Annotated in this window: 23 protein-coding genes; 5 read left to right on the plus strand and 18 right to left on the minus strand. The window is 56.9% G+C overall.

Translation table 11 applies throughout. The features are described 5' to 3' along the window. The first annotated feature begins 98 nt into the window (after positions 1–98). Together G6Q29_RS20325 and yjdP are read left to right on the plus strand one after the other, a co-directional pair. A complete protein-coding gene (locus G6Q29_RS20325) occupies positions 99–2378 on the plus strand; it encodes an ATP-binding protein (RefSeq protein ID WP_165466914.1) in 2280 nt (759 codons plus the stop codon). Between the two features lie 69 nt (positions 2379–2447). Next, entirely contained in the window at positions 2448–2765 is a 318-nt protein-coding gene (yjdP, locus tag G6Q29_RS20330) for a DDRRRQL repeat protein YjdP (protein ID WP_165466915.1), read from the plus strand. A gap of 57 nt (positions 2766–2822) precedes the next feature. Here yjdP and phnP read toward each other — a convergent pair whose 3' ends face one another. The 16 genes from phnP to G6Q29_RS20410 form a co-directional block, all read right to left on the minus strand. Next, a complete protein-coding gene (phnP, locus tag G6Q29_RS20335; protein ID WP_165466916.1) occupies positions 2823–3581 on the minus strand; it encodes a phosphonate metabolism protein PhnP in 759 nt (252 codons plus the stop codon). Between the two features lie 9 nt (positions 3582–3590). Beyond that, complete coding sequence (gene phnO, locus G6Q29_RS20340) at positions 3591–4025, minus strand: aminoalkylphosphonate N-acetyltransferase (RefSeq protein WP_165466917.1); 435 nt, start codon at positions 4023–4025, stop codon at positions 3591–3593. Next, a complete protein-coding gene (gene phnN, locus G6Q29_RS20345) occupies positions 4018–4569 on the minus strand; it encodes a ribose 1,5-bisphosphokinase (protein ID WP_086531977.1) in 552 nt (183 codons plus the stop codon). The genes phnO and phnN overlap by 8 nt, the downstream gene beginning before the upstream one ends. Continuing rightward, positions 4566–5702: an alpha-D-ribose 1-methylphosphonate 5-triphosphate diphosphatase gene (phnM, locus tag G6Q29_RS20350; RefSeq protein ID WP_165466918.1), complete on the minus strand. Its 1137-nt coding sequence runs from the start codon at positions 5700–5702 to the stop codon at positions 4566–4568. Before phnM ends, phnN begins: the two co-directional genes overlap by 4 nt. Beyond that, entirely contained in the window at positions 5699–6379 is a 681-nt protein-coding gene (gene phnL, locus G6Q29_RS20355) for a phosphonate C-P lyase system protein PhnL (RefSeq protein WP_165466919.1), read from the minus strand. The genes phnM and phnL overlap by 4 nt, the downstream gene beginning before the upstream one ends. 107 nt (positions 6380–6486) lie before the next feature. Continuing rightward, positions 6487–7242: a phosphonate C-P lyase system protein PhnK gene (gene phnK / locus G6Q29_RS20360; protein ID WP_165466920.1), complete on the minus strand. Its 756-nt coding sequence runs from the start codon at positions 7240–7242 to the stop codon at positions 6487–6489. After that, positions 7239–8084 carry an alpha-D-ribose 1-methylphosphonate 5-phosphate C-P-lyase PhnJ gene (phnJ, locus tag G6Q29_RS20365; protein ID WP_165466921.1) on the minus strand — a complete coding sequence of 282 codons (846 nt, stop codon included), beginning with the start codon at positions 8082–8084 and terminating at the stop codon, positions 7239–7241. The genes phnK and phnJ overlap by 4 nt, the downstream gene beginning before the upstream one ends. Continuing rightward, positions 8077–9141 (minus strand): carbon-phosphorus lyase complex subunit PhnI, encoded by a 1065-nt coding sequence (locus G6Q29_RS20370; protein WP_165466922.1) that lies wholly within the window; start codon positions 9139–9141, stop codon positions 8077–8079. The genes phnJ and G6Q29_RS20370 overlap by 8 nt, the downstream gene beginning before the upstream one ends. Continuing rightward, positions 9141–9725 (minus strand): phosphonate C-P lyase system protein PhnH, encoded by a 585-nt coding sequence (gene phnH / locus G6Q29_RS20375; protein WP_165466923.1) that lies wholly within the window; start codon positions 9723–9725, stop codon positions 9141–9143. The genes G6Q29_RS20370 and phnH overlap by 1 nt, the downstream gene beginning before the upstream one ends. After that, positions 9722–10174: a phosphonate C-P lyase system protein PhnG gene (gene phnG, locus G6Q29_RS20380; RefSeq protein ID WP_165466924.1), complete on the minus strand. Its 453-nt coding sequence runs from the start codon at positions 10172–10174 to the stop codon at positions 9722–9724. Before phnG ends, phnH begins: the two co-directional genes overlap by 4 nt. Then, positions 10175–10900, minus strand: a complete 726-nt coding sequence (phnF, locus tag G6Q29_RS20385) for a phosphonate metabolism transcriptional regulator PhnF (protein WP_165466925.1) — start codon at positions 10898–10900, stop codon at positions 10175–10177. 20 nt (positions 10901–10920) lie between these two features. Beyond that, positions 10921–11700, minus strand: coding sequence for a phosphonate ABC transporter, permease protein PhnE (gene phnE, locus G6Q29_RS20390; protein ID WP_045135405.1), 780 nt, complete (start codon positions 11698–11700; stop codon positions 10921–10923). A 112-nt stretch (positions 11701–11812) separates the two neighbouring features. Next, complete coding sequence (phnD, locus tag G6Q29_RS20395) at positions 11813–12829, minus strand: phosphonate ABC transporter substrate-binding protein (protein ID WP_165466926.1); 1017 nt, start codon at positions 12827–12829, stop codon at positions 11813–11815. 22 nt (positions 12830–12851) lie between these two features. Beyond that, positions 12852–13640: a phosphonate ABC transporter ATP-binding protein gene (phnC, locus tag G6Q29_RS20400; protein WP_165466927.1), complete on the minus strand. Its 789-nt coding sequence runs from the start codon at positions 13638–13640 to the stop codon at positions 12852–12854. A 136-nt stretch (positions 13641–13776) separates the two neighbouring features. Then, a complete protein-coding gene (gene yjdN / locus G6Q29_RS20405; protein ID WP_165466928.1) occupies positions 13777–14214 on the minus strand; it encodes a VOC family metalloprotein YjdN in 438 nt (145 codons plus the stop codon). Positions 14215–14294: 80 nt separating this feature from the next. After that, the gene (locus G6Q29_RS20410) at positions 14295–14630 is read right to left on the minus strand and encodes a zinc ribbon domain-containing protein YjdM (RefSeq protein WP_165466929.1); all 336 of its coding nucleotides are present in this window, start codon (positions 14628–14630) and stop codon (positions 14295–14297) included. Between the two features lie 592 nt (positions 14631–15222). On the opposite strand from G6Q29_RS20410, the gene crfC reads away from it, so the two are divergent. Next, entirely contained in the window at positions 15223–17577 is a 2355-nt protein-coding gene (crfC, locus tag G6Q29_RS20415) for a clamp-binding protein CrfC (RefSeq protein WP_165466930.1), read from the plus strand. Next, positions 17574–18452, plus strand: coding sequence for a diguanylate cyclase regulator RdcB family protein (locus G6Q29_RS20420; RefSeq protein WP_165466931.1), 879 nt, complete (start codon positions 17574–17576; stop codon positions 18450–18452). Before crfC ends, G6Q29_RS20420 begins: the two co-directional genes overlap by 4 nt. 33 nt (positions 18453–18485) lie before the next feature. Here G6Q29_RS20420 and kdgT read toward each other — a convergent pair whose 3' ends face one another. Beyond that, the gene (kdgT, locus tag G6Q29_RS20425; protein ID WP_165466932.1) at positions 18486–19478 is read right to left on the minus strand and encodes a 2-keto-3-deoxygluconate transporter; all 993 of its coding nucleotides are present in this window, start codon (positions 19476–19478) and stop codon (positions 18486–18488) included. A gap of 647 nt (positions 19479–20125) precedes the next feature. Between kdgT and proP the strand changes: the two genes are divergently transcribed. Then, the gene (gene proP / locus G6Q29_RS20430; protein ID WP_165466933.1) at positions 20126–21628 is read left to right on the plus strand and encodes a glycine betaine/L-proline transporter ProP; all 1503 of its coding nucleotides are present in this window, start codon (positions 20126–20128) and stop codon (positions 21626–21628) included. A gap of 33 nt (positions 21629–21661) precedes the next feature. Here the strand turns inward: proP and G6Q29_RS20435 are convergent, their stop codons facing one another. Beyond that, positions 21662–22615 (minus strand): nickel/cobalt transporter, encoded by a 954-nt coding sequence (locus G6Q29_RS20435; RefSeq protein ID WP_165466934.1) that lies wholly within the window; start codon positions 22613–22615, stop codon positions 21662–21664. Positions 22616–23125: the final 510 nt, after the last annotated feature.

A 23125-nucleotide genomic window follows, 5' to 3' on the forward strand; every position in this document is an offset into this window, starting at 1 on the left:
TAGTTATGAATAGCTAACCGCCGTCACATTTCTCTTTTCCCTCTCCCCGTGGGTGAGGGCCAGGGTGAGGGCATCAGACCGCTAAGGAGCCTAAAGAGATGTCATCACGCCCCCCGTTCTTCACCAGCGCCCGCGGTCGCCTGCTGATATTTAATCTGCTGGTGGTGGCGGTAACGCTGATGGTCAGCGGCGTGGCGGTGCTCGGCTTTCGTCACGCCAGCCAGATCCAGGAGCAGGTGCAGCAGCAAACGCTGGATGACATGACCGGCAGCATGAACCTCGCTCGCGATACGGCTAACGTGGCCACGGCGGCGGTGCGGCTGTCGCAGGTGGTCGGTGCACTGGAGTACAAAGGCGAAGCCGAACGGCTGAAACAGACGCAGATGGCGCTGCGCCACTCGCTGGAGCAGCTTGCCGATGCGCCGCTGGCGCAGCAGGAGCCGGCGCTGGTGGCGCGTATTATTCGCAGAAGTAATGAGTTACAGCAGAGCGTGACGGGCATGCTGGAACGCGGGCAAAAACGGCATCTGGAGCGTAACGCGCTGCTCAGCGCGCTGTATCAAAGCCAAAGCTACCTGCGTCATTTGCAGGATATCAACCGCCGTTACGCGAGCAATGTGCCAGACCCCCGTCAGCTCGCAGAGATGGACAGGCTGATCGTTGCCGCGATCGATACCCCTTCACCACGCGCCACGGTGCAGCAGCTGGATGCATTAACCGCGGGGTTGCCCGCGAGCGCCCTGCAACCGGCGGCCAACCTGGTGCTTCCGGATTTTAATGATGAACTGCGCACGCTCGCGCCACTGTCGAAGCAGCTGGAGGAGAGCGATCTGTCCATCAGCTGGTACATGTTCCACATCAAGGCGCTGGTGGCGATATTAAATCGCGACATTAATCAGTACGTTGAACAGGTGGCACAAGCCTCCCGACTACGTACCGACCAAAGCCACCAGGAGCTGCGGTCCATCAGCGTGTTTATCAGCATTTTCGCGGTGCTGGCTCTGATCATCACCGGCTGTGCCTGCTGGTATATCTACCGTAATCTGGGCTCCAACCTGACGGCTATCTCAAGGGCAATGTCGCGTCTCGCGCACGGAGAGCAGGATGTGTCGGTGCCCGCGCTACAGCGCCGCGATGAGCTGGGGGAACTGGCGCGCGCCTTTAACGTTTTTGCCCGCAATACCGCTTCGCTTGAACACACCACGCGCCTGCTGAAACAGAAAACCACGCAGATGGAGATCGACCGCATCGAACGTCAGGGGCTGGAGGAGGCGCTGCTGCACAGCCAAAAAATGAAGGCGGTCGGGCAACTGACGGGCGGGCTGGCGCATGATTTTAATAACCTGCTGGCGGTGATTATCGGCAGTCTGGAGCTGACCGATTCAGCGTCACTGGACGCGCCGCGCATCACTCGTGCGCTCAAAGCCGCGGAACGCGGAGCTATGCTCACTCAACGTCTGCTGGCTTTCTCGCGCAAGCAGTCCCTGCATCCACATGCGGTAGAGATGAAGCCCCTGCTGGAGAACCTGAGCGAGCTGATGCGGCACTCGCTTCCCGCCACGCTGACGCTGGATATTGAAGCGCAAACCCCGGCCTGGCCCGCATGGATTGACGTCAGCCAGCTGGAAAACGCCATTATCAACCTGGTGATGAACGCGCGTGATGCAATGGAGGGGCAAAACGGTGTGATCAAAATCCGCACCTGGAACCAGCGTGTGACCCGCAGCGACGGGCGCAGGCAGGATATGGTCGCGCTGGAGGTGATTGACCACGGCTGCGGGATGTCCCAAGAGGTGAAATCGCAGGTCTTTGAACCGTTCTTCACTACCAAACAGACCGGCAGCGGCAGCGGATTAGGGTTGTCGATGGTGTACGGCTTTGTGCGCCAGTCGGGTGGTCGCGTTGAGATCGAAAGCGCGCCGGGGCAGGGAACCACCGTGCGGCTCCAGCTGCCGCGCTCGACGCTGCCCGCCTTCTCCGATGATGCCGCGCTGACGACCACTGCTCCGGCGGAAAGTGAGCTGCTTGTACTGGTCCTGGAAGATGAGGCGGGTGTGCGTCAGACCCTGTGCGAGCAACTGCACCAGCTTGGCTACCTGACGCTTGAAGCCGAAAACGGCGAGCAGGCGCTGAACATGCTGGACGCGTCACCGGATATCGGCATATTTATCAGCGACCTGATGTTGCCGGGCGGCCTGAGCGGTGCTGAGGTGATCGGCCATGTACGCAGCCACTATCCGCAGTTGCCGGTTCTGCTGATCAGCGGGCAGGATTTACGCCCGGCGCATAACCCGCAGCTGCCGGACGTTCAGTTACTGCGTAAGCCGTTTACGCGGGTGCAGCTGGCACAGGCGTTGCGCAAGGTGATGGTAATTTGAGATTCCTCCGCTACTCCGGCACAGTGCCGTTGATTACCTTAACGCCAGTCCACCTGTGAGTCTGGCCTTATGAAACGTTACTGTTCCGCTCTGATATTGGGTCTGCTGTCACTCACCAGCCAGCTGGCCCACGCCGACGTGATTGATGATGCCATTGGCAACATTCAGCAGGCGATCAACGATGCTTATAACCCCGACAGCAGCCGTAATGACGACGACGATCGCTACGATCGCAGCCGTCAAAGCGACAGCCGTCAGTACGACGATCGCCGTCGACAGCTTGAAGACAGACGCCGCCGTTTAGACGAGCGTCAGCGTCAGTTAGATGACGACAGGCGTCGACTGGAAGAGGATGAACGGCGTTTAGAAGACGATTACGATCGTTGAGTTTGTGCAGTCTGATGCCCTCACCCTGGCCCTCTCCCACTGGGAGAGGGGAAAAACCTAATCCAGCACCAGCACCATCCCGTCATACCCCGCTTCAATGCCGGACGGCAGCGGGTTATCCATCATCCACACGTCAAACTGATGGCTGATATGCGTCAGGATCACCTGCGGACAGCCAATCACCTTATTCAGCGCAACCACCGTATTCAAATCACAATGGTTGCGCGGCGTCTCCGGGCGCGGTTCATGGCTACAGTCGATAATCATCGCCTGCGGCTGATTGTTGAGCAGAAACGTCACCGTTTTATCCGGCAGTCCGGCGGTATCAGACAGCCACGCTACGCGGCTGTGGGCGGATTCCAGCAGATAGCCGAAGGTCAGTTTTGAATGGTTGAGGGGCAGCGGCGTCACCCGCAGCCCCTGTAGCTCAAATACCACAAACGGCTCGACCGTGTGGCTGAAATCCAGAAGGCCCGGATGTTTGAACAGGTCGTCACAGCCTGCGTCGTCTGGCGGACCGTAAACCGGGATGTTCGCCCCTACGCCCCAGCGCAGGGGGAACAGTCCCTGAACGTGATCCATATGGTAATGGGTGAGTAAAAACTGCCTGAAACTCCCCGCGGGCCAGTCGTCCATCAGGTGGGGAATACCCGCGTCCAGCAAGGTGACCGCATCGTTGAATTTGACCGCTGCGCTACAGGGGCGGCGGCGATAATTTTCCTGCAAACGTGCCCGTCGGCACGCCGCGCAGTCGCAGCCATACACCGGCACCAGCTGGGCACCACCGGTTCCTGTCAGCGTGATCGTCAGACTCATAACGCACCTCTACAGCGGTTTGGTGAAGCGAAAATGGCTCTGCGTATACCCTTCACGCACATAAAAACGGTGTGCGTCCACGCGCTTCACGCTGGTGGAAAGCTCGGTCAGCTCGGCACCTGCCTGACGCGCGATCTCCTCTGCCCAGGCCAGCAGCTGGCTGCCCACTTTCAATCCGCGCGCCTGCGGCATCACCACCAGCTCCTGGATCTCGCCGATCCAGCGGGCGTGGTGCAGGTGAAACTGCATATGCAGGCCGATCATGCCGATGACTTCCCCGTTCAGCTCGGCTAGCTGGTAGCGCATATTGTGATCCTGCAAGTTGGCCAGATATCCGGCGTGAAACGCCTGATGATCGAACTCGGCCTGCTTAAGTTCGCAGATCAGAGCGTAAACGATCGTCGCATCGTCGGCGGTGGCGGGGCGAAGCTGGCAGTCAGGCATGCTGTTTCTCCTTCTGGCGGATAAGCGATAAAAAGGTCTCGACTGACTGTAGCAAACTTCCGTCGTTATTGAGGAGATGGCAACCCGACGGGGTGTAGCGCGCCGCACGTTCCAGCCGCTGGTCGATCTCGCGCGCGTTTTCGCGTCCCCGCTTTTGCAGCCTGCTGCGCAGAACGTCCGGGGAAACCTGCAAACAGACCGGGAGCAACGCCGCTTCGTACCGGGCGCGAGCCTGCGGGAGATGCGCCCGTGAGCCGTTAACCAGCACGTCGAACCCCGCGTGCAGCCAGAGGTCGATCTCAATGCCGACGCCATAGTAGTAACCGTTGGCATGCCAGCTCAGCGCCAGCAGGTTTTGCCCGGCGCGGGTGAAAAACTCCTGTTCGCTCAGGGCAATGTGGTTTTCACTGCCGGCGTTCGCCGCGCGGGTGATGTAGCGGTGCGCCACCAGCAGCTGTGAATGTTCCCGCTGCCGCAGAGCAGAAAGCAGGCTGTCCTTACCGGAGCCGGACGGCCCCATCAACCAGATAAGTCTTCCCATCAGAACACCCTTTTTCCCTGACGCCAGACGTGGTCGATATGAATATGCTCGCCTTTGCGGTGGGCCAGCACCAGATCTGCGCGTTTTCCTTCGGCAATCTCACCGCGATCCTGAAGATTTAGCGCGGTGGCCGGGTTTTTCGTCACCAGGCGAATCGCCTGCGGCAGCGTAAAACGGTTCTCCTCGTCGTCTGCCACACGGAATGCCGCGTCCAGCAGGCTGGCGGGGTAATAGTCAGATGAGAGGATATCCAGCAGGCCGAGCGAGGCGAGCCTGCTTGCCGCCACGTTGCCGGAATGCGACCCGCCGCGCACGATGTTCGGCGCGCCCATCAGCACATTCATCCCGTGCTGACGCGACGCCTCTGCTGCTTCGAACGTAGTGGGAAATTCGGCGATCACGCTGCCAAGCTGATGGGATTCACGCACATGATCGTGCGTGGCATCGTCATGGCTTGCCAGCGCAATGTTGCGGTCACGGCACATCGCGGCAATGGAGAGTCGATTCGGCTGCGACCACCGCGCCGCAAGCTGAAGCTGTTCCTCCTCGTAGCGCGCCATCTCGGCATCGTTGAGCGAATATTTGCCCTGATAGTATTCGCGATACTTCTCGATGTTGGCGAACTGGCGCTGCCCCGGCGAGTGGTCCATCAGGGAGACCAGCGAGACAGGTTCGCGGCCCACCAGCTTTTCAAACAGCGGCAGGGTGGTGTGGTGCGGCAGTTCACACCGCAGGTGCAGGCGGTGCTCGGCACGGTTAAGGCCACGCTTTTGCGTCTCTTCCACGGCGTTAATCATCTTCTCCAGGTTTTCAAGCCTGTCGCCGCCGTCGCGCACGTCGCCGATCGCCACCGCGTCCAGCACCGTGGTAATGCCGCTGGCGACCATCAGCGCGTCGTGGCTGCTCATCGCCGAATGGGCGGGCCAGTCCACCTTCGGGCGCGGGGTGAAGAATTTGTCCAGATTGTCGGTATGCAGCTCAATCAGTCCCGGCAGCAGCCAGCCACCTCCACCGTCCATCGCTTCAGGCGCGCGGCTCCGGGTTTCGGCAAACGCGCGGATGACGCCGTCCTGGATTTCAACCGAGCCGTTCACCACCTCGTTTTCCAGCACCAGCCTGACGTTATTGATAATCATACGTTTGTCCCCATCGGGTGCAGTCTGTCCGCCACGCGATGGCGTACGGCATCGTCGTGGAAGATCCCGACGATCGCTGCGCCGCGCGCTTTGGCCTGTTCGATCAGTTCCATCACCGCTGCGCTGTTTTTACCGTCGAGCGAGGCGGTGGGTTCATCCAGAAGTAAAATCGGGTAATCGACGATAAAGCCGCGGGCGATGTTGACGCGCTGCTGCTCGCCGCCGGAAAAGGTCGACGGGGCGAGGTGCCACAGACGCTCCGGTACGTTGAGACGCGTCAGCAGGCTGGCGGCTTTAGCGGCGCAGGTTTCGCGCGGCACGCCGAGATCCAGCAGAGGCTGCATGACCACGTCCAGGGCGGAGATCCGCGGGATCACCCGCAGGAACTGGCTGACCCAGCCGATCGTCGAGCGGCGTACTTCCAGCACTTTGCGCGCGGGAGCCTGGACCAGATCGACCCATTCATTGTTATGGCGAATATGGATATGGCCTTCGTCCGGCAGATAATTGGCGTACAGGGAGCGCAGTAGAGTGGATTTTCCGCTGCCGGAATGGCCATGCAGCACCACGCATTCGCCGTTGCTGACCTCTAACGAAGCGTTTTGCAGTACCGGCAGGCGGACGCCGTTTTGCTGGTGGAGCACAAAGGTTTTACTGACGTTTTGTACGTGGATCATGTTGGCCTCGTGGCATTTTCTTGCCGGGTGGCGCTTCGCTTACCCGGCCTATAAAGAGTGCAGTCCGTAGGCCGGGTAAGGCGTAGCCGCCACCCGGCAACACAACCTCAATTCTGCAATACGGATGACACCAGCAGCTGGGTGTACGGATGATGGGGATCGTCGAGTACGCGGTCGGTTAGCCCACTTTCCACCACCCGGCCCTGCTTCATTACCAGCAGACGGTCCGCCAGCAGGCGCGCAACGCCTAAATCATGGGTGACAATCACCACCGCCAGGTTCAGCTCCACCACCAGGCCGCGCAGCAGGTCGAGCAGGCGTGCCTGCACGGAGACGTCCAGCCCGCCAGTCGGTTCGTCCATAAACACCAGCTTCGGATGGGTAACGAGATTGCGGGCAATCTGTAAACGCTGCTGCATGCCGCCGGAGAAGGTGGTCGGCAGGTCGTCGATGCGCGAGGCGGGAATTTCAACTTCTTCCAGCCAGTGCTGCGCGGTGGTGCGGATGTTGCCGTAGTGGCGCGCGCCGGTGGCCATCAGCCGCTCGCCGATATTGCCTCCCGCTGAGACGTGGCGGCGCAGGCCGTCCATGGGGTGCTGGTGCACCACGCCCCACTCGGTGCGCAGCAGGCGGCGGCGCTCGGCTTCACTCATGCCATATAGCGACATGCCCTCATACAAAATGTCGCCGTTCTGCGGCGTCAGGCGCGCGGAGATGGATTTCAGCAGGGTGGTTTTACCGGAGCCGGACTCGCCGACAATGCCCAGCACTTCGCCTGGCCACAGCTCGAACGACACGTCGCTGAAGCCTTTGCCCGGCGCGTAAAGGTGAGTCAGATTGTTAACCGAAAGCAGCGGTTTCATTGGCTGTTCGCCTCGCTCTGTTGGCGGCAGTAATCAGTGTCGGAGCAGACAAACATCCGTTTGCCCGAGTCGTCCAGCACCACTTCATCCAGATAGCTATGTTTCGAGCCGCAGATGGCGCACGGCTCGTCCCACTCCTGTACCGTAAACGGGTGATCGTCGAAATCCAGGCTCTCCACACGGGTATACGGCGGAACGGCGTAGATGCGTTTTTCCCGTCCGGCACCAAAGAGTTGCAGCGCGGGCATCATGTCCATTTTCGGGTTATCAAATTTCGGGATCGGCGACGGATCCATCACGTAGCGGCCGTTCACTTTCACCGGGTAGGCGTAGGTGGTGGCGATATGGCCGAAGCGGGCGATGTCCTCATACAGTTTGACCTGCATGATCCCGTACTCTTCGAGGGCGTGCATGGTGCGGGTTTCGGTTTCCCGCGGCTCGATAAAGCGCAGCGGCTCCGGGATCGGCACCTGGAAAATCAAAATCTGATCTTCAGTCAGCGGGGTCTCCGGAATGCGGTGACGGGTCTGGATCAGCGTCGCGTCTTCGGTTTTTTCAGTGGTGTTGACGCCGGTTACGCGCTTAAAAAAGTTGCGGATCGACACGGCGTTGGTGGTGTCGTCCGCCCCCTGGTCGATGACCTTCAGCACGTCTGCTTCGCCAATCACGCTGGCGGTGAGCTGAATGCCGCCGGTGCCCCAGCCGTAGGGCATCGGCATTTCACGACCACCGAACGGCACCTGATAGCCGGGGATCGCCACAGCCTTAAGGATGGCACGGCGGATCATGCGTTTCGTTTGCTCATCCAGATAGGCAAAGTTGTAGCCGCTTAAGTTAGCCATTGGCGCGCTCCCGTTGCAGGCGTTTCAGCAGTTCCAGTTCGGCCTGGAAATCGACGTAGTGCGGCAGCTTGAGGTGCGAGACAAAGCCGGCGGCCTCAACGTTATCCGCGTGGGCCAGCACGAACTCTTCGTCCTGTGCCGGGCCGGAGACTGGCTCGCCGTAGTCCGGTGCCTGGAGCGCACGGTCAACCAGCGCCATCGCCATCGCCTTTCGCTCGCTCAGGCCGTACACCAGCCCATAGCCTCGGGTAAAGTGCGGGTCTTCATTCTCTGGCGCGACAAAACCGTTGACCATTTCACACTCTGTCATCAGCATTTCGCCGACGTTCACCGCAAAGCCCAGCTCTTCCGGCACGATTTCGATGTCGAGATAACCGCTGCGGATCTCTGCCGCGAATGGGTGGTTACGCCCATAGCCGCGCTGCGTGGAGTAGGCCAGCGCCAGCAGATACCCTTCGTCGCCGCGCATAAGCTGTTGCAGGCGGGATGAACGCGAACAGGGATAGACTGGCGGCGTGCGGGTGATGTCATCCGGAGTGCTGCCGGTGTCCTCTTCCGCCTTTGCCAGCCCCTGGTTTGCCAGCAGGCTAAAGACGTGCGGAGAGGCGTCTTGTTCAGCGTCAGAGGCGCTGAGCTGGGGTGTTTCACCGTTCGCCAGCAGCGTAAAGTCCAGCAGGCGATGGGTGTAGTCGTAGGTCGGACCAAGCAGCTGGCCCCCAGGAATATCTTTGTACACCGCAGAAATACGGCGCTCTAATCGCATTTCCGCCGTATTCATCGGCTCGCTTACCGCCAGCTTCGCAAGCGTAGTGCGGTAAGCGCGCAGCAGGAAGATGGCCTCCACGTTATCGCCGCTGGCCTGTTTCAGCGCCAGCGCCGCCAGCTCGCGATCCGCGATGCCGCCTTCGGTCATCACGCGGTCGACGGCCAGGTTTAACTGCTGTTCAATCTGGGCGACGCTTAGCTCGGGAAGCGCTTCTTCACCCCGGCGTCTGTGCTCCTGCAAGGCATGGGCAGCGGCGATCGCCTTCTCGCCCCCTTTAACGGCAACGTACATCAGCACACCTCCACGTGAGTGGTTCGCGGGATCGCCAGCAGGCGTTCGCCACAGGTCAGGATCAGGTCGATACCGAGCGGGAAAGGGTGCGGGCGCTCGGTCAGCTCGTGAATGATGCATTCCGGCAACTGGGGCGCGACCATCCGTTCGTCGGCGATGCCTGCGCCCGTCAGGCGAAGCATGCGGCCGCCGCTCAGGCTGGAGACCTGCAAAATCAGAGTAGCGCTGGTTTCCGGTGCGACGGCGCTGCCTTCGCTCAGAGCGTTAAGCTGCTCGTGGCTGATCTGTTCGTCGGCCACGGCGAAGACCGCCTGTCGAGGTTGCTCAACCAGCGGGGCACCGGTGTGAAAACGCAGGTTCTGGCTGGCGATATCGTTCAGCAATGTGCCTGACAGCCACACCGGGGTGTCGTTGTCCGCCAGCGTCAGCAGCACGCTGGTAGAGGCGAGGTTCAGCGGCAGCCAGCCCTGTGAAAGCTGATGCAGGGAGACAATCACGCCCGGCTCGCTCATGGCTTTCAGCAGGCGACGGAAACTCTGTTGGGCATCCTGGACGGCCAGGGTAAAAGCAGGTTGAAGCGTCATGCGTTGTCTCCGCGAACGAGCGTAAAGAAGTCGACCCGGCTGGTATTCACTTCGGCCTGACGCGCGGCAAGGCGTGCGGCGCGGTCAGCTTCCAGCGGGGCAATAAGGGTTTCCATTAACGTCTGAAAATGAGGCTGTTCCTGTAAAAGCGCGTCGATCGCTGCGCAGCGCTCGGCGTGCGTTTTGTTGCGCCCAAGTACGTAGCCGTAGCCCAGCGTGCCGCTTTTCAGGCGGATCACCGCGCGGGTGAGGGTGGCATCGCCGGCGAAGAAGCGCTCGCCGGTGCCGCCCATGCGTGCCTGGATCTGCACCAGGCCGATCTCCGGCGCGCGGATCGTGTCGTAGTCCGGCGTCAGGCCGAGCGCGTTCATGCGGGCAGCCAGCGCATCAGGCTGGCTTTGGGCCAGCACGCGCATCCAGCGCTGACGAGTGGAGGTGTCGAAGTGCATTCAGTGCTCCATGGTAAATTCAATCATGTCGGCGCGGGTCAGGCTGACGGAGTATTCCGTTGCGTTGACGTCGCCGTCACGGTGGTTGAGGGTGCGCACGCAGAGCAGCGGGGCCATGTTGGGGATCTCCAGCACCTTGCTCTCTTTCGCCTGTGCGCGGCGGGCGCTGATGCGCGTCTGGGTGCGTTTGAGCGCGATACCCGTCGCGTCCACAAGAAAATCATGCAGGGAACCGCTGGCGAAATGTTGCAGCACGGGCCAGAGGGCGAGGTCCGCGAAGTAGTGGTCGATCTGACAGACCGCCACGCCGTTCACCCGGCGCAACGTGCGCAGGTGAACGACGTTGTCGCCCTCCTGAATCCCCAGCGCGTCCGCCACGTGGCGGGAGGCCGGGCGCAGGACAGACAGCAGCTTTTCGCTGGTGGGATGGCTGCCCTGATCCAGCAGGTTTTGACTAAAGCGCGCCTGGGCATTGAGCGGATAGTCGAACGGGCGCATCAGCACCAGCACGCCCACGCCCTGACGGCGCTGCACCCAGCCGCGCTCGACCAGCTGGTCTATGGCGCGGCGCAGGGTGTGGCGATTCACTTCATAGCGATCTGCAAGCTGTTGCTCGGCGGGCAGGTAGTCTCCGCAGCGGTAGTGCGTGCGCAGCTCCACTTCGAGCTTTGCCGCAATCTCTTGCCAGCGGGTCGGGTAACTGGTCGGATGTCTGGATAAGTGCATACAAATTAAAGCCTCGCTTCTCATATGAAGTGCTTACGCAAACGTTGAGAGAGGAAATCCAGCAGGCTGACGGTGATGATGATAAGCACCATCAGCGCGCAGGTTTGCTGGAACTGGAAACCGCGAATCGCTTCCCACAGGGTGACGCCGATCCCGCCTGCACCGACCATGCCGACGACGGTGGCGGAGCGAACGTTGGACTCAAAGCGGTAAAGCGAGTAGGAGATCAGCAGCGGCATGACCTGCGGCAGGACGCCGTAGAGGATCTCTTCGATTTTGTTGGCGCCGGTGGCGCGGATACCTTCCACCGGGCCGGGTTCAATGGCTTCGACCGCTTCCGAAAGCAGCTTGGAGAGCACCCCGGTGGTGTGGATGAACAGCGCCATGACGCCCGCGAACGGACCCAGACCCACGGCCACCACGAACAGCATCGCAAAGACCATTTCGTTGATGGCGCGGCAGGCATCCATCAGGCGGCGCATCGGCTGGTAAACCCACCACGGCACGATGTTTTCCGCGCTCATCAGGCCAAACGGAATGGAGAGAATGACGGCAAGGGCGGTGCCCCAGACGGCAATTTGCAGGGTAATGGCCATTTCGCTGAGATAGTCCTGCCACTGGCTGAAATCCGGTGGGAAGAAGTCGGCAGCGAAGGTGGCCATGTTGCCGGAATCTTTGAAGAGCAGCAGCGGATCCATTTCCGCGCCCTTCCAGGAGATAACCAGCACCGCCAGCAGGATGGCCCAGCTGATGAGCGAGAACCAGCTGCGCTTCGGCGGCGGGAGGGTGATGGTTTGCATGTTGGCTCCTTTGATTTTAATTCCCTCTCCCTTGAGGGAGAGGGTGAGGGGGTAATGTGCGCGCTGATGCCCTCACCCCGGCCCTCTCCCACGGGGAGAGGGGGAAAAGAAACTACTGCACCGCTTTATTCACGCTGGTCATGGCGCCGAGCGCGGCGGTCAGGCGGTCGAGATCGTCCAGCTGCGCCTGAATTTCCGACACTTTGCTGGTTTTCTCTTCTTCCTTCAGACCCTTGTTGTTCTTCACGCCCTGCATCTGCTTGAACAGCGCCAGCTGGCGAATCGGTACCAGCTGCAAATCGCTGGACGCGCGGAACGGTGCCCAGCCCAGTTTCTCCAGAACCGCTTTCTCTTCCGGCGTTTTGCCGTAGTTCATGAAGAAGTCGTACACCTTGTCTTTGGTGCTCTCGGAGAGGTTTTTACGCCAGACGATTGGATCGCCCGGGATCAGCGGCGATTTCCAGATCACCTTCAGTTCTTTCAGCTTGTCCGGCGCGGACGTTTTCAGCTTGTCGAGGTTTTCGGTGTTGTTGGTGGCAACATCCACCTGCTTGTTCGCCACGGCCAGGGCGTTGGTTTCATGGCTGGCGTTGACCGTGCGTTTGAAGTCGCTGGCGGAGGCGTTGTTTTTCGCGAAGACGTAGTAGCCAGGGACGAGGAAGCCGGAGGTGGAGTTCGGGTCGCCGTTACCAAAGGTCAGATCTTTGCGTTTGGCGAGCATGTCGTTGAGGTTGTTGATCGGACTGTCTTTGTTGACGATCAGCACGCTCCAGTAGCCCGGGGAGCCGTCTGCCGCAACGGTCTGTGCAAACACCTGACCGTTGGCACGATCCACTGCTTCCATCGCAGAGAGATTGCCATACCATGCGATATCCACTTTGTTGAAGCGCATTCCCTGGATGATGCCCGCGTAGTCCGGGGCGAAGAACGCATTCACTTTGATCCCCAGTTTGGTCTCCATATCTTTCAGGAACGGTTCCCACTGCGGCTTCAGGTTTTGCTGTGATTCCGTCGAAATAATGCCGAAGTTCAGCGCTTTTTCCTGCTCTTCCGCATACGCCGGGCTTAACAGGGTGCTGATGCTGAACATGCTGGTAAAGGCCAGCGCGGCAACGGCTTTGTAGTTCATTTCCATTCCTCGTTATGGGGAGTTATGCAGCCTGCGCGCGCTCTTCGACGCGGTTTACGCTGCGGTAGAGATGATCGAAACGTTCGTTATCAAACTGGTGGCTTGCGCCGTCGAAGAACACATGGCCCTGACGCAGGGCAACAATGCGCTCGCAGTAGCGCAGGGCGTAATCCACCTGATGCAGCGTCACCACCACGGTAATGCCGTCGTTCTGATTAATGTCGCGCAGGGTTTCCATCACGATGCGGGCGGATTCCGGATCCAGCGAGGCGATAGGTTCATCGGCCAGAATGATTTTGGCTTTCTGCATCAGGGCGCGGGCGATGGCGACGCGCTGCTGCTGTCCGCCGGAGAGCGTGGAGACGCGCTGGTGGGCGAAATGCGCCATGCCGACGCGGGTCAGCGCCTGTAAGGCTTCTTGCTTTTGGGATGGGGAGAACCAGCGCAGGCAGGTGCGCCAGAACGGGGTACTGCCGAGCGCGCCAATCAGTACGTTCTCGAGCACGGTCAGGCGGTTCACCAGGTTGAACTGCTGAAAGATATAACCCGTCTGGGCACGGCTTTTGCGAATATCGCTCGCCAGACGCCCCGCATGTTGCACGGTGTTACCCAGCAGTTCGACGCGGCTTTCCGGCGTTTTGTCACAGGTAATCAGGCCGCTCAAGTGACGAAGAAGGGTGGATTTACCTGAACCAGACGGCCCCAGCAGCGCCACCATTTCGCCCTGCTGGACGGTCAGATCAACGGCATGCAGCGCCTTGTTGTGATGGAAGGTTTTGCTCAGTTTCTCGACGCGAATGACAGTGTGCATGTGCTGGGCCTCACGATAAATGTGGCCTCATGCTGGCGCATCAATATGACATTCAGGTTAAGAGTAGGTTGCGGGAGTTTGAAGAGTTGAGGGGGATTTGATGACAGGCGGAGGCGAACCGCCCACCGCCCAAAAATTAGTGCTGCTGCTTAACGACGTTAATCATCCACGGCACACCGTATTTGTCGGTAACTTTACCGAATCCGTGCGCCCAGAAAGTCTCCTGCCAGGCCATTTCGACATTGCCGCCATCAGAGAGGTTGTCGAACCAGCGTTTGCCTTCATCTACGTCCTGCGTGTCGAGCACCAGCGTGAAGCCCGCGTACTGCGCGCTGCTGCCGGGTGGCAGACCGTCGCTCATCATGATATCGCTGCCAGCAATGCGGACGTTAGCGTGGGCAATGGCGGAATCCGGGAAGTTCATGCCTGACGGACAGCCTTCTTCGCTGTTTTCGTCTTTTGGCATTTCGCCGAAGGTGATTTTGTAGAGGAGTTCTGCGCCGACGGCCTGCTGATAGAAGGCCGTAGCCTCTGCACAGTTGCCGGCGAAAGAGATGTAGGGACTTAACGGCATAATCTTTACCTCACGTAAGAAAAGCCCGTTAAGTGTAGTTCCCGAACGCCCGGTAAGCGAAGCGTCACCGGGCGGGTCAATCAGTTCTTTTTCACGAACTCAGATTTCAGTTTCATCGGACCGAAGCCGTCTATTTTGCAGTCGATATTATGATCGCCTTCAACCAGACGGATATTTTTGACTTTTGTGCCGATCTTCAGCATGGAGGAGCTGCCTTTTACCTTCAGGTCTTTCACAACGGTAACGCTGTCGCCGTCTGCCAGCAGGTTGCCGTTGGCGTCTTTCACGATCGGCGTATCGCTGTCCTGCGCAGGCTCCGCATCGTTCCATTCATGGGCGCATTCCGGGCAAATGAACATGCCATTGTCTTCATAAGTATATTCAGAATTGCATTTCGGGCAGTGGGGAAGTTGCATGTTGGTATCCTCAAAAGTGTTAACACGCTGGAAAACGCCAGCTAAATGACGGCAGTGTGCCGAAAAAGGCAGCGAGTATACCGCAAATCCACACTGTTGTCGGTGAGATTGTTTTATAAACATAGCGCATAAATGCGCAAGCAATGACACAAACTGTCAGTGAATTAAGGGGGGCGCATGTCCGGATCGACAGAGATCGTAATCATGCTAAATGTATCGAATATTTTATTACGGCAAATTGCTACGATGTGCCATTTCGGATAAGGTGAAGGAACAAGCCGTTATTTATCTATCCTCTCTGACGACATACATCTTTTGATGCCAGGGAATACCTCTCTTTTTTGGTGGGGTAAATAACGATGATATATCCTGTTGTTTCCTGAAAATGCGTTTTGCCTATTCACTTTTGGCTTTCTGGCCAGGGTGTGTTTTACGCGTATTTCGAGAGTGGTTTTTTAAATTCTTATAATCTTCAGTTAGTTGTATTAAATGAACATGTTTTCCATACGTGATCATATAAGCCTGAAAAGTATAATTAAAACATCGTGGCTTAATAAAAGTAATAAATTTGCGTTAGGGGAAGGCTTTTATCATGCACACACAGACCATCTTTGAATTAAGCCAGGAAGCTGAACGTTTGTTACAGCTCGCACTGAACAATCTTGATTCCTTAAAATCGATGCCGATTGCAAAGCTGGATAGCACAGCCGCTGCCATAAGCGGCGTTAATAACAACGTTTTGCCATTACATTTTAGCGCGCGGGGTGTTGATGCTCAGCAGGCGATGCTGAATAACGAATTACGCAAAATAACCCGGCTCGAAATGGTACTGGCGATTGTGGGTACCATGAAAGCGGGAAAATCGACCACCATTAATGCGATTGTGGGCACTGAAGTGCTGCCGAACCGCAATCGTCCGATGACGGCGCTCCCCACGCTGATCCGCCATACGCCGGGCCAGAAGGAGCCGGTGCTGCATTTTTTGCACGTTGCGCCCATTGATACCCTGATTGCCCAATTGCAGAAAAAACTGGGCGAAAAAGATCGCGGCAAGCTGGCGCGGCGTCTGGAAATAGATAAGGACATGAATACGCTGCTGGAGCGTATCGAAAGGGGTGAGGCGTTTGAAAAACATCACCTGGGCGCGGAACCTATCTTTCATTGTCTGAAAAGCCTGAACGATCTGGTGCGGCTTTCTCAGGCGCTGGGCGTGGAGTTTCCGTTCTCTGAGTATGCCGCGATTGAACATATTCCGGTGATTGAGGTGGAGTTTGTGCATCTCGCCGGTCTGGACGCGCACCTGGGTCAACTGACGTTGCTCGACACGCCGGGGCCGAACGAGGCCGGCCAGCCGCACCTGCAAAAAATGCTCAGCGAGCAGCTGGCGCGCGCCTCCGCCGTGCTGGCGGTGATGGACTATACCCAGCTTAAATCTATTTCTGATGCTGAGGTTCGTCAGGCAATTTCGGCAGCGGGGAAATCCGTGCCGCTTTATGCCCTGGTCAATAAATTCGACCAGAAAGATCGTAACAGCGACGATGAAGAGCAGGTGCGGGCGATGATTTCCGGCACGCTGATGAAAGGGAATATTTCTCCGGGGCAAATTTATCCGGTTTCTTCCATGTGGGCTTATCTTGCAAACCGCGCCCGCTACGAGATGGACGTTCATGGCCGCCTTCCCGATCATCAGGATCAGCGTTGGGTTCAAGATTTTGCCGAGGCTGCGCTGGGCCGCCGCTGGCGAACGGCCGACCTCGACGATATTGACCATATTCGCCATGCGGCGGATCTGCTGTGGGAGGATTCGCTTTTCGAACAGCCCATTCGCAAACTGATTTACGCGGCTTACGCCAACGCCTCGCTGTTCGCTCTGCGGTCGGCATCACATAAGCTGCTGAACTATGCGCAAAATGCCAGAGAATACCTGGATTTTCGCCATCAGGGACTGACGGTCGCTTTTGATGAGCTGGAGCTGAATATTGCGCGCCTGGAAGAAGATATGACGATGCTGCGTCAGCGGCAGAGCGTGGTGAGCGATGAGGTCCAGCATGAAGTTGAAGAGGCGCTCAACGCAACGGACGCATTCCTGCTTCGCCAGAAAGGTGAACTTCACCAGGCGCTGGGCGACATTTTTAGCCGCCCGTTTCTTCTTGATATAGCAGGGCACGAGCCATCCAGTTTACGTGCAGACGACGCGGATGAAATCCAGCAGCTGGTGCTTAACGATGAAGGGCAGGCGCAGATTGTCCTGAGCAAGCTCCGATCATCATGCGAACAAATTTTGCTGAATGCGCAGAGCAGAATTGGCCGGGAGCTGGCGTTACGCTTCGATCAACTGGAGTCTACGCTTGCCCGATCGTTGAATGAGGCGATGCGCCCCATCGAGACGCGAATTAAGGAACAGCTCAGTCATGCCGGATTTCAGGCGCGGATTAGCTTCCCGGCGTTCCAGGCAAACCAGCTTAATTTCAATACGCGCGGCTTATTTAATGATGCCATTGTGCAGGACACCCCTCCTGCCAGTCAGCCAGCAGGAACGGGCAGCGTACGTGATACCGTCTCGCGCTGGCTCAATAATCCCGGCTGGGGCTGGGAAGAGTACGTAGTGAAGCGCACACGCTATGTTATCGACATCGCGCAGCTTCATGGCAAATTTACGCAACATACCGATCAGTTTTGCGATCAAATTCGTAAAGCTTTGGCCGCGCAGGTCGATGTCTCTGTTACGGCAGGTATGGCAACGTTTTTTGCAGAGTTTTCGTTGTGCCTGACCGGTTTACAGGAAAGCTTGCGTGATAGCCTTGCCGTGCGGCAGCAGAATGCGCATTCAACCCGGGCGCTCAGCCAGTTGTTGAAGCAAAGTATGACCACTGCGGCGTGGATTCAGGAAGATACCCGACTGTTACGCGATGATATTCAAACCTTATTCGCGGCAGAGCAACCATGACAACACAGCTACTGGACGGTCCCGGGCGGACGCTGGAGTGTATTCATCCAAAATTTATGGTCGACCTGGTTCAGGGGGCAGATGCTGCACGACACTCCCTCCAGGGGCCACAACAACTGCAATTTCGTGAGCGTTTGACGCAGGAGATCATTACGCAGACCCGGCTGCGGCCGTGGGCCATGGCGGGAATGCTCAACGAAAATGCAGCTCTACGGCTGGGTCTGGCGGAGAAACTGGCCGGGATGCTTGACCCTGGACACCTTGCGCTGACGCGTATGGCCGACAAGCTGGTAGCCCTGCGCCAGCAGGTTAATCCACGCATCCCTCAACCTCCAGGATTGTTGCAACAGTATGAAGCGCTCTCCGCTCATTTCAACCAGCGTGCCGCTTATAAAGAGAAAGCGCTCGCTCAGCGCGGGCTTACGGTTCAGGCAGGGGAGCACAGCGAGCAAATTTTTACCCGCTGGCGAGCCGGGCAGTATGACGGCTGGTCGCTGGCTGGACGCTGCTTTATCGTGCTGGAAGAGTTGCGCTGGGGGGCGTTTGGCGATGCCTGTCGTCTGGCGAATAGCGATGTGGCGGCCATGTTGAAAGATAATCTGCGCAGCATGGCCGCAAACTATCTGGCACAGGGGATTAATGCTTCTCCCACCACCCGGCATTTTTACCATCAGTGGCTGACGGCGCCCGCTTCTCCCGGTCTGATTGATTATAAAGATATGCTGGGCTGGCTGGGGGACTGGTGTCAGGCGGATAAGCATCCAGTGAGCTGGTCAGTGACGCAGAGCTGGCAAACGGTCGCGCTGGGGATGCCGAGACTCTGTTCGGCAAAACGGCTGGTGGATGGCATGGTAGAAGAGATGTTTGGTGCGTGATTGCCCCCTCTTTTTAAGGAGGGGGCGAACAGGTTAATGGTGCATTTCTACCGCTTCAGGTTCTGTCCGTGGCTCAGGCACATGCCCAAAGCGTCTGGCGTACAGTGCCGTGATGATGGGGACCAGAATTGCCGTCACAATCACGCTGGCGGCAACCAGAGCCGTGGCGGAAGCGGCCACGGGTTCAAAGGCCGGGTTAATTTGGGCGATAATCACAGGATTGGCTACCGCAGCGCCTGCGGCCGAAGAAGCGGCTACACCTGCGGTTCCGTTGCCGCCCCCGATGACGCGGTCTGCAATAATCAGCGGAATACCCGTAATGACGATGACGGCAACACCCAGAACGATACCCAGCAGGCCGGTTTCCAGAATCACGTTAAGGTTGATGGTATTGCCCAACGCGAAGCCGAAAAACGGGATCAGTACCGGGGTGGCTTTGCTGAAGAAATCGCGCAGATCGTGATCGAGATTGCCCAGCGCAAAACCAATCAGGAACGGCAGGATCGCCCCGACAAAGTGGTGAGGTTCAAAGGAGGCGAGGCCGGCAGAACCCAGAATCAACATGGTCATCAGCGGACCCGACTCCAGAGACATCAGCACGAACGCGCCCGATTCTTCTTTGGTGCCATATTGATTCATCAGGCTGGCATAGAGACCGCCGTTGGTCATATCCATTGCTGAGACAATGGCCAGAACGGATAATCCGGCGAAGAAACCGGTCTGAATTCCATTCTCCGGAATGAACATCGCGCAGATCATGGCAACAACCCAGGCGACCGCAATTTTAGTAATGACCAGCGTCCCTGATTTACGTAATACCGTACCTGTTGCACGCAAGTTAATAGACGCGCCGATGCAAAAGAACCAGACGGCCAGAATGGGTACCGTTCCGGTAATCATACCTTTCGTAAAACCGCCAAAATAAGCTCCGGTATTCGGAGCCAGCGTATTTAATATTGCACCTAGCACCAGCGGGACCAGCATCATCCCGCCAGGGATGCGTTCTATTGTAGCTTTAATTTTCATCATTAACCCTCACATCTCGCCCGCGTGGCTGGCGGAAATCTCAAGAATTAGATCCGCAAATTCAATGGATTGTCTTTTTGCGGAACTAATCGATTCGTTACTTATGCTGTAAAGCGAAATTTAGACGTTCAGTCTTCTTTCATTTGAAAGCCGCTTGGATATCGTGTTCGGATTTATCATGCGATCTTTGGAATTGCGATTCAATGAAAATAAAACAGTGTTTTAGTTATCTTCGTCACATATTGAATGCAAACAAGATTTTTCACTGTAAATAATTAAATTTTGTGTAAATTTGGTGTGAAGAAATGTGACTGTTTTTTGTTTTCAGGGGAATGATAACGGGCGTTAAAATCAGCAAGGAAAGGGGTATTGAGAATGACCTTATTTATCAGGAATTGACAAAAGTTGAAGGCAACTTACGAACAGGGAAATATATGTGAAGTTGATCACATATATAAACGCTGGTAGGGTAAAAAGGTCTTTAACTGCCCAGACAGGCGTCAACAGGTTCGGTTGTATTGAGATAAAACGTCAATGTAAGTAAACCTGCTACGCTTGAATAAGGAGATTCGCATGGAGCGAATTTCTGGTTCACAGCCTGCAAACTGCGCTGTGAAACGGACGGGGCTGAGTCTATGAGGAAAGCTATGCTTAGAAGGAAAAAAGTTAAACCCATCACGCTGCGCGATGTCACCATTATTGATGACGCGAAACTGCGCAAAGCGATAACAGCGGCCTCGCTCGGTAATGCGATGGAGTGGTTCGATTTTGGTGTTTACGGCTTTGTGGCCTATGCACTTGGTAAAGTGTTCTTCCCCGGTGCCGATCCCAGCTTGCAGATGATTGCCGCGCTGGGTACGTTCTCCGTTCCCTTCCTGATTCGCCCTCTCGGTGGTCTTTTCTTCGGCATGCTGGGTGATAAATATGGCCGCCAGAAGATACTGGCTATTACCATTGTCATCATGTCGATAAGTACATTCTGTATCGGCCTTATTCCATCCTATGCGACCATTGGTATATGGGCGCCGATTCTGCTGTTAATCTGTAAGATGGCGCAGGGCTTCTCGGTTGGCGGTGAATATACCGGCGCATCGATTTTTGTTGCCGAATATTCTCCGGACCGTAAACGCGGCTTCATGGGCAGCTGGCTGGACTTTGGCTCGATTGCCGGATTCGTCATGGGCGCGGGGGTTGTAGTTCTGATCTCAACCGTAGTAGGTGAAGAGAATTTCCTTGACTGGGGCTGGCGTATTCCGTTCTTCCTGGCGCTGCCGCTGGGCATCATTGGTCTTTACCTGCGTCACGCCCTGGAAGAGACGCCTGCGTTCCAGCAGCACGTTGATAAGCTCGAGCAGGGTGACCGCGAAGGGTTACAGGATGGCCCGAAAGTGTCGTTCAAGGAGATTGCGACCAAACACTGGCGCAGCCTGCTGACCTGTATTGGTCTGGTGATTTCCACCAACGTCACCTATTACATGCTGTTGACCTACATGCCGAGCTACCTGTCGCATAACCTGCACTACTCGGAAGACCACGGCGTGCTGATTATTATCGCCATCATGGTTGGTATGTTGTTTGTGCAGCCGATTATGGGGCTGCTGAGCGACCGCTTTGGCCGTAAGCCATTCATTATTCTCGGCAGCGTTGCCCTGTTCGCACTGGCCATCCCGGCCTTTATTCTGATTAACAGCAATGTGCTGGGGCTGATTTTCGCCGGTCTGCTGATGCTGGCGGTGATCCTCAACTGCTTCATCGGGGTGATGGCTTCTACGCTGCCGGCAATGTTCCCAACGCATATTCGCTACAGTGCGCTGGCGGCAGCCTTTAATATCTCCGTTCTGATTGCGGGCCTGACGCCGACGCTTGCTGCCTCTCTGGTGGAGAGCACGCAGAACCTGATGATGCCTGCTTACTATCTGATGGTCATTGCGGTGGTCGGCCTGATTACCGGTATTACCATGAAGGAGACGGCGAATCGTCCCCTGAAAGGGGCAACGCCTGCGGCGTCTGATATTCAGGAAGCGAAAGAGATCCTGCGGGAGCACTACGATAATGTAGAGCAGAAGATTGAAGATATTGACGCAGAGATTGAGGCGCTCCAGAAAAAACGTTCTCGCCTTGTTGATCAGCATCCACGAATTAACGAATGATAATAAAACCCGCCGCTGGCGGGTTTATTTTTATTAGCATCCTGCGGCGATATAGTCGCCGCCAGCGCTGACGGGGATCACCGTCAGGAACAGAATAGTTGCAAACACTATCAGAACAACCCCTCCGGCAATTTTGACCATCGGCATTACCCAGTTCAGGGAAGTGCCGCCGCCAAACCAGGCTACTGTGCGTTCACGCGCGTGACGTACTGCCAGCGACAGCCCCATAATCGACAGCGCCGTGCCCAGCGACATTATCATCACAGCAGCCATCCCCCAGCTAATAATGCCGAGCGCATTCGAGAACATCAGGATCATAATTGCCCCGCTGCACGGGCGTGCGCCAATGGCCAGCACCACGCCCAGACGGGTTTTCCAGTCGCTTTTAGTCAGATCCACCCCTACGCCGTGATGGCCGCAGCCACAATGTTCATTATGCGGGTGAAGTGGCTTGATGGCGCTAATCGCCATTTTGCGTGGACGCAGGCTGCTGAGCGCCTGATAAATGATAAACGCACCGAAGGCGGCAATCAGTAGGGCGCTGATTTTCTCGACGTACCAACGGCTGGTGCTGATATCCCCTGACGCGAGGTTCAATCCAACCGCCAGGATAAAGACAAAGACGATCGCGCTGATGCCCTGCATCAGGCTACCGATAAACGGTACGACGCGCGCCGCGAGCTGGCTCTCTTTATTGGTGGTGAGATACGTGGTGACGATGAATTTGCCGTGCCCAGGACCAACAGCATGGAGTACACCATAAAGAAACGCACCGGTTAACAACCACAGCCCACCGCTGTACTGATGATTATTAAGTTGCAGCAGATACATCACCAGATATCGGTGCAGGGTGATCTGGGTGGCGAGGCACCACTGAATAAAAGCATTCCAGTGCGCATGCAGTGCAAAACCTGCCATAAGTAACACCAGCACGGCGAGCCCGGCGGTTGGAAGACGCCAGTCACGTTGAAGTCGTTGTGTCGTCATGAGGTTGACCCGCGAGAGAAATATTTGCCGCTAGTATAGTGTTCAAATCGCTGGATCACACCGGGATCGTCAATGAATTGTGGATAAGTCTGTGCGTAAAAAGGTATAAAGCGGGGTTTTGCTGGGGAATACAGCAGTCAGTCATTTTTTTGCAACTTTTCTGTTGCGGTCGCTCGGGAACTCCCTATAATGCGCCTCCATCGACACGGCGGATGTGAATCACTTCACAAACAACCCGGTCGGTTGAAGAGAAAAATCCTGAAAATCAGGGTTGACTCTGAAAGAGGAAAGCGTAATATACGCCACCTCGCGACAGAGCGCTGAAGCGCGTCGCAACTGCTCTTTAACAATTTATCAGACAATCTGTGTGGGCACTCAAAGTGACATGGATTCTTAACGTCCTCGGACGAAAAATGAATACCAAGTCTCAACGAGTGAACACGTAATTCATTACGAAGTTTAATTCATTGAGCATCAAACTTTTAAATTGAAGAGTTTGATCATGGCTCA

It is taken from the genome of Enterobacter cloacae (assembly GCF_011078175.1).
GTDB lineage: Bacteria > Pseudomonadota > Gammaproteobacteria > Enterobacterales > Enterobacteriaceae > Enterobacter > Enterobacter cloacae_Q.